This is a genomic window from Candidatus Cytomitobacter indipagum, from assembly GCF_008189285.1.
In the GTDB taxonomy this organism is placed as follows: Bacteria; Pseudomonadota; Alphaproteobacteria; order CAJXXZ01; family 1604HC; genus Cytomitobacter; species Cytomitobacter indipagum.
The window spans coordinates 492,161-506,161 of record NZ_CP043315.1 but is presented as its reverse complement, the minus strand read 5'-3'; the positions used below and the strand labels follow the sequence as shown (position 1 = coordinate 506,161).

The 14,001-nt window shown below is 28.8% G+C and carries 14 protein-coding genes; 6 read left to right on the top strand and 8 right to left on the bottom strand.

Annotation, left to right across the window (positions count from 1 at the left end; genetic code table 11):
- Positions 1–63 precede the first annotated feature (63 nt).
- Positions 64–249 (bottom strand): hypothetical protein, encoded by a 186-nt coding sequence (locus FZC35_RS02175; protein ID WP_148981019.1) that lies wholly within the window; start codon positions 247–249, stop codon positions 64–66.
- Between the two features lie 85 nt (positions 250–334).
- Positions 335–658 carry a ribosome-binding factor A gene (locus FZC35_RS02170; protein ID WP_148981018.1) on the bottom strand — a complete coding sequence of 108 codons (324 nt, stop codon included), beginning with the start codon at positions 656–658 and terminating at the stop codon, positions 335–337.
- 61 nt (positions 659–719) lie between these two features.
- Between FZC35_RS02170 and FZC35_RS02165 the strand changes: the two genes are divergently transcribed.
- Positions 720–1,352: a hypothetical protein gene (locus FZC35_RS02165; protein ID WP_148981017.1), complete on the top strand. Its 633-nt coding sequence runs from the start codon at positions 720–722 to the stop codon at positions 1,350–1,352.
- 1 nt (position 1,353) lies between these two features.
- On the top strand, positions 1,354–3,108 hold the full coding sequence (locus tag FZC35_RS02160; protein WP_148981016.1) for a DNA translocase FtsK: 1,755 nt from the start codon (positions 1,354–1,356) through the stop codon (positions 3,106–3,108).
- A 69-nt stretch (positions 3,109–3,177) separates the two neighbouring features.
- Here the strand turns inward: FZC35_RS02160 and FZC35_RS02155 are convergent, their stop codons facing one another.
- The 6 genes from FZC35_RS02155 to murB form a co-directional block, all read right to left on the bottom strand.
- A complete protein-coding gene (locus FZC35_RS02155) occupies positions 3,178–3,507 on the bottom strand; it encodes a hypothetical protein (RefSeq protein WP_148981015.1) in 330 nt (109 codons plus the stop codon).
- A 67-nt stretch (positions 3,508–3,574) separates the two neighbouring features.
- Positions 3,575–4,450: a leucine-rich repeat domain-containing protein gene (locus tag FZC35_RS02150; protein ID WP_148981014.1), complete on the bottom strand. Its 876-nt coding sequence runs from the start codon at positions 4,448–4,450 to the stop codon at positions 3,575–3,577.
- A 311-nt stretch (positions 4,451–4,761) separates the two neighbouring features.
- Positions 4,762–5,949, bottom strand: coding sequence for a leucine-rich repeat domain-containing protein (locus tag FZC35_RS02145; RefSeq protein ID WP_148981013.1), 1,188 nt, complete (start codon positions 5,947–5,949; stop codon positions 4,762–4,764).
- A 47-nt stretch (positions 5,950–5,996) separates the two neighbouring features.
- Positions 5,997–6,557, bottom strand: coding sequence for a hypothetical protein (locus tag FZC35_RS02140; RefSeq protein ID WP_148981012.1), 561 nt, complete (start codon positions 6,555–6,557; stop codon positions 5,997–5,999).
- Positions 6,558–6,973: 416 nt separating this feature from the next.
- On the bottom strand, positions 6,974–7,864 hold the full coding sequence (locus tag FZC35_RS02135) for a TspO/MBR family protein (RefSeq protein ID WP_172619027.1): 891 nt from the start codon (positions 7,862–7,864) through the stop codon (positions 6,974–6,976).
- A gap of 105 nt (positions 7,865–7,969) precedes the next feature.
- Positions 7,970–8,791 (bottom strand): UDP-N-acetylmuramate dehydrogenase, encoded by an 822-nt coding sequence (murB, locus tag FZC35_RS02130; protein ID WP_148981010.1) that lies wholly within the window; start codon positions 8,789–8,791, stop codon positions 7,970–7,972.
- Positions 8,792–9,142: 351 nt separating this feature from the next.
- On the opposite strand from murB, the gene FZC35_RS02125 reads away from it, so the two are divergent.
- The 4 genes from FZC35_RS02125 (at position 9,143) to FZC35_RS02110 (ending at position 13,799) form a co-directional block, all read left to right on the top strand.
- Entirely contained in the window at positions 9,143–9,454 is a 312-nt protein-coding gene (locus FZC35_RS02125) for a hypothetical protein (protein ID WP_148981009.1), read from the top strand.
- A 98-nt stretch (positions 9,455–9,552) separates the two neighbouring features.
- Complete coding sequence (locus FZC35_RS02120; protein WP_148981008.1) at positions 9,553–10,899, top strand: cyclic nucleotide-binding domain-containing protein; 1,347 nt, start codon at positions 9,553–9,555, stop codon at positions 10,897–10,899.
- 11 nt (positions 10,900–10,910) lie between these two features.
- Positions 10,911–12,428 (top strand): cysteine desulfurase, encoded by a 1,518-nt coding sequence (locus FZC35_RS02115; protein WP_148981007.1) that lies wholly within the window; start codon positions 10,911–10,913, stop codon positions 12,426–12,428.
- A 219-nt stretch (positions 12,429–12,647) separates the two neighbouring features.
- The gene (locus FZC35_RS02110; RefSeq protein ID WP_148981006.1) at positions 12,648–13,799 is read left to right on the top strand and encodes a leucine-rich repeat domain-containing protein; all 1,152 of its coding nucleotides are present in this window, start codon (positions 12,648–12,650) and stop codon (positions 13,797–13,799) included.
- The last annotated feature ends 202 nt before the right edge of the window (positions 13,800–14,001 follow it).

The following is a 14,001-nucleotide window of genomic DNA, read 5'->3' as shown; positions in this document are numbered from 1 at the left end:
TAAGTTAATATACTTTTTATTTTTCAGCATATTTTCAATATAAAATTCTTTAATATTATATTTTTATTTATTTTTGTAATTTTCTTTGGTTAAGTTGTTTTTTTTTGATAAAAATGACAGCCACAATCCAGAACTTAATGCTACTGAGATTGCAGATATGAAAAATAATATGATTTTTACTGAGCTAGGATTAGATAGCAAATATGACCAAAATGCTATCCATCCAAAAGTGCTGGAATGCAGTAACATTTTTCCTCGCCATGCGGTCATTGTATAAAGCATAAGAATTAAATTAATATATGAAAATATATTTAAAATATTTGAAAAAAACAAATTAAAAGTCTTCGCTTTCCATGATTGCTCTCATTTTATCCATATGATTAGCCTTTTTGTCTATATGAAAACGCAGAGTAGGCATGTACTTAGCGCTCCAATTAGATCTTACTTGTCTCATTATTTCTTTTTCTGAATCTTGTAATAATTTTATATTATTTTCATCTTCAGTTTGCAAGTAAACATCAGAATATTTAAAATCTTTGCTTAATGTTACATAAGTAATATTGCATATATTTCCATGAATCATCCAAACTTCTTTTCTGACCATATCTAGCAATCTGCATGCTAATCTTTCATTGCGTTTATAAGGCTTATTAGACATTAAGTTATTTTAACATCTTAATTTATAGTTTGATATGCCTTATAATATTGCTATGTTAAAAATGTTTTTATATTTATTCTCATTTGCATTCCTTAGTGCAGATACTGGAATTGGAATTGCATATGGATTTAAGAATATGAAAAACTCTACGATTGAATCAAAGAGCACAAAGCAAACTGATATGAAGCATAATAATAATTTTAATATTTGTTTATCATTTAATCATTGGAGAAAAATTCAATCAAACATATTTATTGGTGGAGATATTAATCTTGGATTTGTGAAAAATGAACTAACTCATAAAGACGAGAATTTAGATTTAAAAATTGGAAATAACAATATAAATTTAGAATTTTGCATTAAAGCAGGGTTAGGAAATAATAGGGCGAAATTATATTTAGGGCCTGTGATTTGCGCAACAAGATTTTCCCCTAAGATTGTTTATTTAAATAAGCATATCGATACACTTGAGAAAAATATTTTGACACCATTTTTTGGATTTAGAGGCGGAATATCATTTATGACAATTTCTAAATTGAGCTTGGATATTTATTATACTTATGGTTTTTCAGATAAAAAAAGATTAGAAAGTAGCTCATTTGGGATAAAAAGCATATCAGAATTTGATTCTGAATTTTTTAAATTTAAGCCTTCGTTAAGCAGAGTAGGATTTGCAGCCCATTATAGGATTTAATATGTTTTCTAAATTAATTACATCAATTACATTATTTGCTTATTCATTGTATTTATTAAATCTTCCATGGAATTCTCAATCTTACATGATTTGGATTGTTGATTTTCTTGGGATTAATATGCTGATTATCCCTTTTGTCTTATTTTTAAGATTGCATATTATTCCTTCTATATTTATATTTAGTTATTTTATGAAATATCTTAATTTTAATGTAGGGATGTTTGGGATTATTAATGCTGAAATTATTCCATCTTATATTTACTGGGTTGTTATAGCGTTTTATTCTTCATATTATTTATATGTAAAATTTAAAAACAAAGAAAAAATTGTTCAAAAACCTAAAAGAATCAAGAGAAAAACAGAAAAAACTATAAATTCATTTATTATGCCAAAAGTATCATTTCTTTCTTTGCCAAAATCTAAGAAATCAGAAAGCATTTCAAGAGAATCTCTGGAGCAAGTTTTGAATGAGTACAAAGTTGAAGGAGAGTTGTTAAATCAGCATAATGGGCCAGTTGTCACTTTATTTGAATTTAAGCCTGCTCCTGGAATTAAGGCATCCAAGATTGTAAATTTGTCTAATGATATAGCTCGGTCAACAGAATCGTTATCTGCTCGTATTTCAACTATCCCAGGAAAAAATCTTTTAGGAATAGAGTTGCCAAATAGAATTAGAAATCTAATTGGACTGCGCAATGTTTTGGATTCTTCTGTATTTCAGAATCATTCATGCAATCTTCCTCTGGCTCTTGGGTGCGATATTACTGGAAAGCCAATTGTGGTTGATTTAGCTCAAATGCCTCATTTGTTAGTTTCTGGAACTACTGGATCTGGTAAGTCTGTTGCTATGCATAGTATGATTCTTTCTTTGCTTTATGCTAAAGATCCTGATGATTGTAAGTTTATTTTAGTTGATCCAAAGCAATTAGAGTTGTCTGTTTACAATGGAATACCTCATTTGCTAACTCCAGTCGTTACGGATCCACAAGAAGCTGTAAAAGTTTTAAAATGGGCTGTGCAAGAAATGGAACGAAGATATAGATTGTTATCAGAGGTTGAGGTAAGAAATATATCTGGATTTAATGAGAAAATTATTAAAGAGTCTTTTAAAGCAAAGTCTGAAAAGAAATATGAAAAAATGCCATATTTAGTTGTAATTGTTGATGAAATGGCAGATTTAATGATGACTGCTGGCAAGGAAATTGAAGTTTCTATACAGCGCTTATCTCAAATGGCACGAGCTGCTGGAATTCATATTATTATGGCGACGCAAAGACCTTCTGTTGATGTTATTACTGGAACAATTAAGTCGAATTTCCCTGTTAGAATTACATTTCAATTAGCATCTAAGATAGATAGTAGAACAATTATGGGTGAGAATAGCGGGGCAGAGCAATTGCTAGGAAAAGGGGATATGCTTTATATTTCTCCAGGATATCCCGCTAGAAGAATACAGGCTCCATTTGTTTCTGATGAGGAAGTTCATATGATTGCAGATTTCTTACGAGACCAACGAGAGCCTTCATATATAGAATTGGAAGTGAAGGATCAAAATATAGATGAAAATGCTAGCGATGATCCTATGTATACGCAGGCTGTACAGATAGTATTAAGAGATCAGAGGGTTTCGATAAGTTACATACAAAGGCAATTACAGATAGGTTACAACCGTTCAGCAAGAATTGTTGAGTCTATGGAAGAGCAGGGAATTGTTAGCAAACCAGACCGATCAGGAAAAAGAGAGATCTTGGTTTAATTAAATCAATTGCAATTGATTTATTATATTTAGTTTTTTGCATATCTTAGGTTTTGCAATAAAGCTGGGTTATTTTCTAATATTGAATTTTTTGGTTTTTGACTTTTTAGCTTTTGGTGTTTTAGGATAATTGACTTGAACTGAGATGGTAGGGTTATTTCCATAAGAGATTTTATTTGAAGTTATTTCGACATTTTTTGGTAAGAGACCTATATGTGTTCTTGATATCGTCAATGTTTTCAGGTCTTTTAATTTATCTATTCCTCTAAATCTTTTAAATGTATTGTTATTTATATGTAATTCTTTTAGTTTTGTTAAATAAGATATTATTGCTTCTGGAAATCCTTTTAATCTCATACTAGATATGCTAAGAGCTGTCAAATTAGTTAATTCTTTCATGCTAGGTGGAAGTTTCTGCTGTTATGATTTGGAATTTTCCACTTGTGCATTCAATTTGCTATTGAAATTACTCTCCAAGATTTCGGTTATTCTCTATCAGCAATCTATTCATTTTAAATGAAATTGCTGATATTTGATTGGGAAATAAAGACAGATCTTTCAAACATTTCAATTCATCTATAGAATATGGAATTTCTGTTAATTCATTGGAATCAAGAAATAATTCTTCTAGATTTTTTAAGCTGCTTATTCCATCTGATATTGAAGTTAGTTTATTTTTACGCACACTTAGTTCTTTTAATGCGGTTAGCTTGTATGTGCTAGAAGGTAAGCTTGTTAATTTATTGCCACCTAAATCTAGATTAGTTAATTTGTCTAATCCACTGAATATTCCATCAGGGAGACATTCTAATTGATTAACAGCAGGAGAAAGAAATTCAATTTGCTTTGCACTACAATTGCCACTTAAATTTAATTCAGTTAATTTGTCTAATCCACTGAATATTCCATCAGGCAAATATGTTAATCCTGCGCCCTGCAAATTTAATTGCTTAATATTGACGAATATTCTTGAAATTGCTCCGATAGGTTTGGCTATGTTAGATACATACGCTGCATGAAAGTATGTTGCAATGCATATTGAGTTTTTATATTTATTATGTGGTTTGTCACTTTTTACGCTTTTTAAAACATCGTCATAGCTAGGTTGATTTGTGCCGCTTTTTAAGATTTGATATCCGCAGAATCCAAGAAGTGCGCTTTGAGTGCTGCCTGATATTAATTCTGCATTATATCCTTCAACAGTTTGAAATTGAGATAGATGCTCTACATTTCCTCTTATTGCTGTTATGCAATTATTATATCTTTCTATATTTGTAGGAGGGGCGCAGTCCAGTGAAAATACACTTATAGCCATTAATGTTGATAATATTATTTTATTCATGGCAAAATTGTAATCCTAACGGATTAGGAAGTAAATGGGATTTTTACAATTTCTTATTAGAAATAATCTCATTTATTAGATTATTATTAGCCTAAAATACTTACTGAAAATTCATATGCATTTATGCTTTGTATGATTGAACAAATTTCAATATTACGTGGAATATATTCCATGCTGTTTGCTGATATGCATAGTGTATTTAATGATTCTAGCAGCCCTATCCATCTGAAAATTCTAGGATTTTCTCTATATATAAGCATTGCAAATTGACTAAGCATTTCATTAATTTCTCTGTAAGAGATTTAATAGTTTTATTGTGTAAAATGTGCAAATCTTGGATTTGATCCATATAATGATACGGATTCTAAGCTCATTAAATACTTCATTAATTTCTTTGAAAGAGGTTCAAGCATTTCAATGGGAAGGTCTAATTCTTCTAAATTATCTAATTTGCTTATTGTATGTGGAAGTCGAATTAATGGATTTTCTCCCAAGGATAACTCTATTAGATTGGTTAAATTTCCTATAGAATCTGGCAGTTTTGTTAATTGATTTTTATAAAGCCATAATTCTGTTAAATTTTTTAGATTTCCTATTGCTCCTGGTAATTTATCAAGATTATTTCTTCTAGCATGCAATGAATTTAATGATTCTAATGTGCATATACTAGATGGCAATGTGGATAATGAACTTTCACACAACATTAAATCTGTTAATTGATCTAGACCAATAAATATATTATTAGGAAGGTGGGTCAATTTTATTCCAGACACGCATAATTCTGATAGGCTATGCAAATCTCTGAATATATTTACTGGTAATGTGAAGAATTCATTATTAGCTATATATAATTCTTCTAAATTAACCAAACCTTTGAATATATCACAGTGCAATGATTTTATTTTATTTACAGATAGATTTAGTTCTATTAAATTGACCAGCCCATTGAATATGTTTTTTGGTAATGCGGACAACAGAGTGTTGTTGATATTAAGGTGTGTTATATTGCTTAATTTACTGAATATACTTGCTGGCAATGTGGATAATAATGGATTTCCGTTGATAATAAGATGCGTTATATTGCTTAATCCGTTGAATGTATTGTGTGGTAAATATGTTGCGAATTCATCATGTAGTAATATTTCTTTCAAATTCATCAATATTTCTTTAAATTCATCAATATATTCAGACATATACTTTAGATAGAAGAAAAAATGCTGAGGCTCTCTTATCAAAGAATCGTAACGTAGGCTATATAAAGAGCCTTTATTTTCTCTTTGAAGAATTTTATAAGCGCAGAATCCAAGAAGAGCTTTATTTGAATCTTTTCTGCAAGCTAATTGATAATACCCTTCATCTTTAAATGCATTTAGATTTTCCTCATCATGTTTAATTGCTTTTATGTGCTGTGAATATGATTCAGAAGCGCTAAGTTTATGCGATATCTCTCCAACTGCAAATATATTGCAAGTAATAAGAGATAAAATTATTTTATTCATATGCGCATTGTAATAACAATTAGTATGTTAGTAAAGGATTGCCTCTGTTATTTTTTACTGCAATTATTATTATGATTTGAATCGCAACAATGATGATGTATATGGTTTGATTGATCACAATTATCATGATTAGTTTTCTTAAACATATATGCTGACATTAGCGCTAAAATTCCGAATTTCCACATAGTAGGAATTGGCATAATATACATAAGGGCATGTATTATAAATAAAGATAAAATCATTGGCGTGTGTCCAGATATAGATGGCTTTTGAATTGAATAGCTTTTTGCAATAAATAATTGATTCCATATATAGTTGATTTGATCCCTAAATAGAAATAATGCTCCTATAAATAAGATTCCTAATAATGGGGCTTGAGTAACTATATTAACTAAAGCAAATGCAATTGAAAGCAATACAAACATAGACATGAAAAATGGAATAAAAAGACTTAATCCAAATAAAATTATTAGCGCGCTAATCCATACTATTGTCATTCCTGCTAGAAATGGAACAATCCAAAATGCACAAAGAATACACATGTATTTATCATGTATGTAATTGGTTGTTTTATTATGAAAGTGTAGAATGTTTTTTAAAATATTCATGTGGTCTCCTTTAAAATTTTTGGAATTAAATATAAATTTATCAAAAAGAAAAATAAATATTCAATGCGTATGTTTCTTGACAACCATAACATGCATATGACAGGCAAAAGACTATCTATAACTATGAAAGAGTCCCATCTTTTTTTGAATAAAGATAAAGAAAGTAAAAATATGATTGACAAGAATATCACATTTTATTCTATCAAAATTTATGAAATATGTAAGATGCTTAAGTAATGCATTGGCAATATATGATTAATAAGCAAATTTAAGCAAAATATATATTAATTACATATAAACATATTAACCTGAACAGAATATACATATGAACATATTAACCTGAACAGAATATACATATGAACATATTAACCTGAACAGAATATACATATGAACATATTAACCTGAATAGAATATTATTAATTATTCAAAAATATATATAAATTAAGATATGCTTCAGTCATTAATAACGCTATATATGGAATAAGAATAATCAATATATGTTTTGCTTTTCTCAAGCTAATCATCATATATAAAGCAGAAGTTATCAATAATGTGATATGCATTAATGATATTCCAGGTCTTTGTAATATGCAAAATATTGGATACCATGCAAGATTAAGAATAATGTGTATGTTAAATATAGTTTTAGACATGCTGTTTTTATTTGATATGTGCCACCATATATATCCCAATATACAATATGATATGATCCACATTAGTTCAAATATATTGCTAGATAGATGCAATGATGATTTAATTAATGAATTATTCCAAGTTTCATATTTAGAATATGTAAAATATGAGAATAATATATGATTCTTTGGATTTAATATTGCAAATGCTACATTAAGAGATAACATATAATGCATTATTTGAGTAAATCTTATATGAAACATCAATGCTGTATATAGCGCAGCTCTTTTCAATATGGAAAATGAATATGTTAGCCCCATTGTTATATGAACCATTTTATCTGCTTCATTTTTTTCATATATGAATGCTACTAATAATGTTGTCAATAATCTTATATAAACATTGAAATTCATTATATATAGAAATGCTTTAGTCCATCTCCCTGTTATTTTCCCTAATGATATCAGATTGTATAATTGATATGTACAATGCGATAAAATCATTGCAAATGCTATAACAATTGCAATATATATTGCCGTATAAATATTGTGTTTAATAGAACTTATTCCCATTTTATACAAATATTTAAACATATGAAAATCAAATGAACGCTCAACAATTCTAGAAATATGAATTATTGCTTCATGTATTGGTGTGAATATATTGCATAACATATATAGCATGGTTAAATTAATGCATTAATTTATTAAATAGAGATAAATTTACTAATTAATATGCATTTTAGATTTAATATTATGATTTATAATATTATGAGAAATTTAAAGAAAAATCACTTCTTCTTCTAATAAAATTCCAGAATGATTAAAGACTTTTTGCTGTATTTGATTTATAAGATCTTTTATATTTTTGCTTGTAGCGGACCCATCATTGATTATAAAATTACAGTGTAATTCTGATATATATGCCCCTCCAATTTTCATCCCATAGCATCCAGATTGTTCAATTAACTTCCATGCGTTATATTTTGCATGATTAGTGAACACGCTTCCAAAAGTATTTACTCTAGGCTGTTTATCATTTCTATATTGTTTCATTTGTTTGATTTTATTTTTGACATTATTGCAATTTTCAACTTTAAAGCATCCTTTGAGAAAAATCATTCCATCGGGAATATTGCTCTTTCTATATTCATATTTAATTTCACATCTATTAAGTCTGTGGATATTTCCATCTAGATCGATTAATTCTGCCCATAATAAATAATCTGATACGCAATACCCATATGCACCTGCATTCATATATAAAGCCCCTCCAATTGTTCCTGGAATGGTATGTAAAAACTCTAAGTTTGATAAATTATTTTCTGTGCAAAATCTAGATACAATTATATTTGGAGTTCCAGCATTAATTGTTAGATGATCGCTATTTATTTGTATATCATTTTGCATATTGTTTAATCTTATTATAGTTTTATCTAATCCTGAATCAGGAATGATTATATTGGATCCAAATCCTACAGGGATCACTTTTTTGTTATTTTTCAAAAAACTCTTTAGCTCATAAATTGAATTAGGTTCAAATATGTCAACTTCTCCACCAGTTCGTATCCATGTTATGTCTTTCCCTAATTTTTTTATCATATTGTCTCGATGAATTTTATCTATTAAGCAATTAAAATGTAAGTTGTTAATAATATTAATAAATACTGCGACTCATATAAATATTCCACCTTCACGGGGCCTATATGTATAGGTGGGTGTCGTATAAAATGTTCCACAGAACAAATCAGTGACGACTCCCGTGAGTATTATTGTGCCTCGCAGACAAAACACTTATAAGAGCCTGATTATTTTATAGATCATAATAGATTATTTTGCAACTGATTTGATTTGTTGTGATATTTTTGTCATATATTTCATCTATTTACTAAGTATTATATTGGAATTTATAAGAATACTTGCAATCAAATAATATCATGTCATAATAAAAATATGAATAGAATATTAAATACTACAATAATTTTATCCACTTTTATTTCAATGAACATTGATGCAGGAATTGTAGATAATGCACTTCAATTGCCTTATGCTCAATTGATGCAAAATAATGCTAATAAAGAAAATGTTCATGGAGAATGGTCTGTTGCAAAATTAAATGGAAATCTTCGCTTATGCAGCAATGGAGTTGCTTTGTTGGATGACGATATTTCTTTTGAAAAAATGGTGGAAATATTAAATAGAAGAATATCAAATAGAGAAATCATTCTTGAAATGAATAATAATTTTTTCAATAATCAACAATAAGATATATATGCTTAGCAAATAACTTGTAATTAGGCTCATTTTTTAACCATTAAGTAATAATTTCCTCATAATATTATGGTCATTGAATAGGAGATAAAATGAAAGAAAGAAGAATTAATTCCCTTAAAAATGCTAAAGTATTATCTGCAGTGCAAAATACACATGCTTTTGCAGAATTTATTACTCCTAGATTATTTATGAAGATGCTTCCATGTGTAAATTTAGAAACTGGTATATTTAGAATCAATAGAGTTAAAAAATATAAAAACAATCCACATGCTTTGAATGAAGAATCAGTAAAATCAATTGAATTGATGAGTTATTTAAATAATAAGGAAATTTCTTCACTTATTGGCAATTCATCTAAAAAAAGTTGCATATTAGGAGAGGTAATTGAGCAAAATCAATCTGAGAATAAGTTTTATATAATATTAAGCGGTGAATATGAATTAGTTCTGTTAAATCATAATGAAAAGCCTGTTGTAATAGCTAATTTACAAGCTGGAAAATTCTTTGGAGGGTTTAAAGCTTTGGGATATGAAAATTACGATAAAATTAAAATCAGAACATCTGTTCCAGGATCTATGCTGGTTGTTGAAAATGATTCATTTAAAGATTTGCTTCAAAAAGATGAATTCAGATATTATGTAAAATCTTCAATTATGAATTATGAAAATGAATATAATACCGGAGAGCATAAAGCTAAATTAATTTCTTCTTATTCTGATGAACCAATGATGCCTAAAAGCTATACAGAGTATGATGAATCTCCCGAAGAAATTGAGCTAGATGTGATTCAATCTGTGCTTGGAATACATAGCAGAATACATGAATTGTATAATAACCCACACCCTCAATTTGAATCTCAGTTGAAGATTTTAATTCAAAATATATTAGAAAGAGAAGAGTGGGAAATATTCAATAATGCAAGTCATGGATTGATTAATCAGGTTTCTCACGATAGAAAAATTACCACTAGAACTGGGCCTGCAACTCCAGATGATATGGATGAATTACTTGGCATGTTATGGAAAGATCCATCTGTTATAGTAGCGCATCCAAGGGCTATTTCTGCATTTGCAAGAGAATGTACAAAAAGAGGGGTTCCGCCTGTAATTGTAAGAATGTTTGGAAGCAATCTAATTACGTGGAGAGGGGTTCCATTGGTTCCATGTGATAAAATTGGTATTACAAAACGTCATGATGGCTTGGCAATTACAAATATGATGGCTATTCGTTTAGGAATGGACAAACAAGGAGTGGTTGGATTAAATAAACCTGATATTTCTTATGGAGGAATTCCAAGTTTGAGCGTAAGAGAAATGAATACAGATGATATGTCAGTGATTAATTATTTGATTACTAAATACTATAATGTAGCAGTTTTAGTTCCAGATGCTTTAGCTATGTTGTGTAATATAGAAATTGGCCATTACCACGATTAAAGAGGAAAATTATGAGCAAAAAGATTACAAATAATATGCATAATTATAATTCCAATAATTTGCTTGAAAGTCAGAATTATTGCAGTGAAAGAGATAAGCGCAATATTGATAGGTTGAGTACAATGCATTCTAATGAAAGAAAAATCAATATGAACGAATTTGGAAATTTTGATATGCATGAATTAGGAAATTATAGAGAAGTAAGTGGTATTTATGAAGAGTGTAGTGAATTTGAAAATCACAAAACAATGGATGATATTTCAAGTTTTGATTACAATAATGCCAACTATATAACTGGAGATAATTCTCAAATTATTAATCGTGATTTATTCGATGTGCATCAGATTAGGCAAGATTTTCCGATTTTAAGTAGATTGATTAATGGAAAGCCACTTATTTGGCTTGATAATGGAGCTACATCACAAAAACCTAAAGTTGTAATTGATGCTATATCAAATTATTATTCACAATATAATTCTAATGTTCATAGAGGAGTGCACACATTGTCTCAAGAAGCATCAGAATTATTTGATAAAGCGCGCAGAGAAGTTGCTAGTTTTATTAATGGGTCTGAAAAAGAGATAATATTTGTAAAAGGCGCTACTGAAGGATTAAATTTGCTTGCTAATACAATTGGAATGCAAAAAGTTAATGCTGGAGATGATATTTTAATTACGCAATTAGAGCATCATTCAAATATTTTGCCATGGCGTAAATTAGCTCAAGAAAAAAATGCAAATTTAAAGATTATACCAATTGATTCTAATGGAGATATTGTTATGGATGTATATTCTAATATGCTTAGTGAGAAAACTAAGATTGTTTCATTAGCACATATTGCAAATTCGCTAGGAACATTAGTTCCTGTAGAAAGTATGATTCAACAAGCAAAAATGCATGGGGCAATTACTATATTAGATGGTGCGCAATCAATTCCGCATATTAAAATTGATGTTCAAGAGTTAGGATGTGATTTTTTTGTATTTTCTGGACATAAAATGTTTGCGCCAACTGGAACCGGAGTTGTTTTTGGAAGAGAAGATTTATTGAAAAATAGCATTCCATATCAAGTTGGTGGAGGAATGATTCATGATGTGAAATATGAGCAAGTAAAATACGCAGAATCTCCGTATGTATATGAAGCTGGGACTGCAAATTTGGCTGACATAGAAGGTTTGCGCGCTGCTATTGGATATTTAAATAAATTAGATATGAATAATGTGGAGAATCATGAGCATGATATAGTGCAATATGCGTATGAGCAAATGAAAAATTTGGATCATGTAAAGATAATTGGAAATCCTGTTAATAGAGTCGGGGTTTTATCTTTTATAGTTAATGGAATTGATAACAATGAAGTTGGAAAGAAGCTAGATGAAGAAGGAATTGCAGTCAGAACAGGACATCATTGTGCTCAACCTTCTATTAGATCATTTGGAATAGAAGGGACTGTAAGGGCGTCATTTGCTTTTTATAATACGCATGATGAAGTTGATAAATTTATTGATGTATTGAGAAAAATTCGTTGATGGCAAATATTATTCATTATTCAAAAATACCATACAAATCTAATTAAGTTTATTATGCAAATTTCATTAAGTTGATTTATAGAATAATTTATAAAAAATTGCAAATTGTTAAAATAATAAGACAGCATTGCATTGCTTGAATTGCATGAAAAATAAAATGCATCGCTAAGTTTGTAAGATTTTTCTAAACTTAAATTGAAGTATATGTTATGTTTGTGCATGAAATTTATTGTTAATATAATAGAAGCGATTAGATGTTTTGCGATTATTGCTACATATGCATCTGTATTGCAGGTTAATTGTGCAAATAATGAGAATTTGGGATTTGATTCAATGGATCCTATTTGCAAGGAATTATTGGATTCAATAATGTTTGGTTTGAAAGATGATAAATTAACTGCAGAGTTAAAGCATGACATAAAATTATACCAAAAATGCACCGAAGAAGAAGTAAATTCTTTTGCTAGCCTTGCTTTGCTAAAAACATTTATACTTTGCAATAATAGAAAAATCAAGCATGAAAAATCATCGTCTAAGAATTCAAATATAATATTTTCTAATCACGAAATTGAAGATATTATAGCTCCATTTTTTGTAGATGACAAAATAATTGAAAAAGTACATGATAATTCATGCTCATTGAGTAAGCTAAAATATCCTGCAAATACTCTTAAGTGGTTCTTTGCGCAACAAATTAGAGGGCGTAATGATTATTCACAAAATGGCAATTTTTTGACTGGTTTATATTCTCAGCCTGCTAGGTACGATAAGTTTAGAAATCATGATCACGCAATTAGTTCATACTGTGCATTGCATGACGATGAAATGAGAAAAATATTGCTTAATAAGCGCGTGATTAGATTAAGTTCAATTTCTGGGGCATTAGAGCAAAGAGTATTTGCTTTTTGCCCTAATGCTCTAACAATTCAATCATGCAAGACAACATTTGTTACAGATATAAAGCCTTTAAATTTACTTAAATTGAGAGAAATGAAATTTCATCATGCAAGTTTTAAATCTCTCAAAGCAAATATATTAGATTTGCCAAATCTAGTATGTATATCTTTTTTAACATGCAGTCTTGAAGAAATAGAAGCGGGAGCATTTGAGAAATGCCCTAATTTAAAAGAGATATATTTGAAAGATTGCAAAATAAAAGAATTTGGCTTTGAACAACTGAAAGGGATAGATGTGGTAAAATTAAGGGCATTAGATTTGTCAAAGAATTCATTAAATGCGCTTTCCAAAGAATATATAATTAAGTTGCAGCATATAATGAAAATTATTAGAAAAGTGCCATTAGGACAACAAATAGATTTAAGAGGCGATGAAATATTAGACAAAATCAACCAAAGCTGCATAAAAAGATAATATAGCATGATTTTTTTCTAAAAATGCATTATTTTGTTAAACAAAACAATTCATAATTCTAAAAATGAATTTAAAATACAATTCTAAAAATGAATTTAAAATTGTTGAGAAATATTAAGTAGCAATAAAGTTTTATGAAGCTGCTCTTGAATGAAAATAAATGCATCACATTGAATCTTAAATCAAGAAAAAATCCATTATT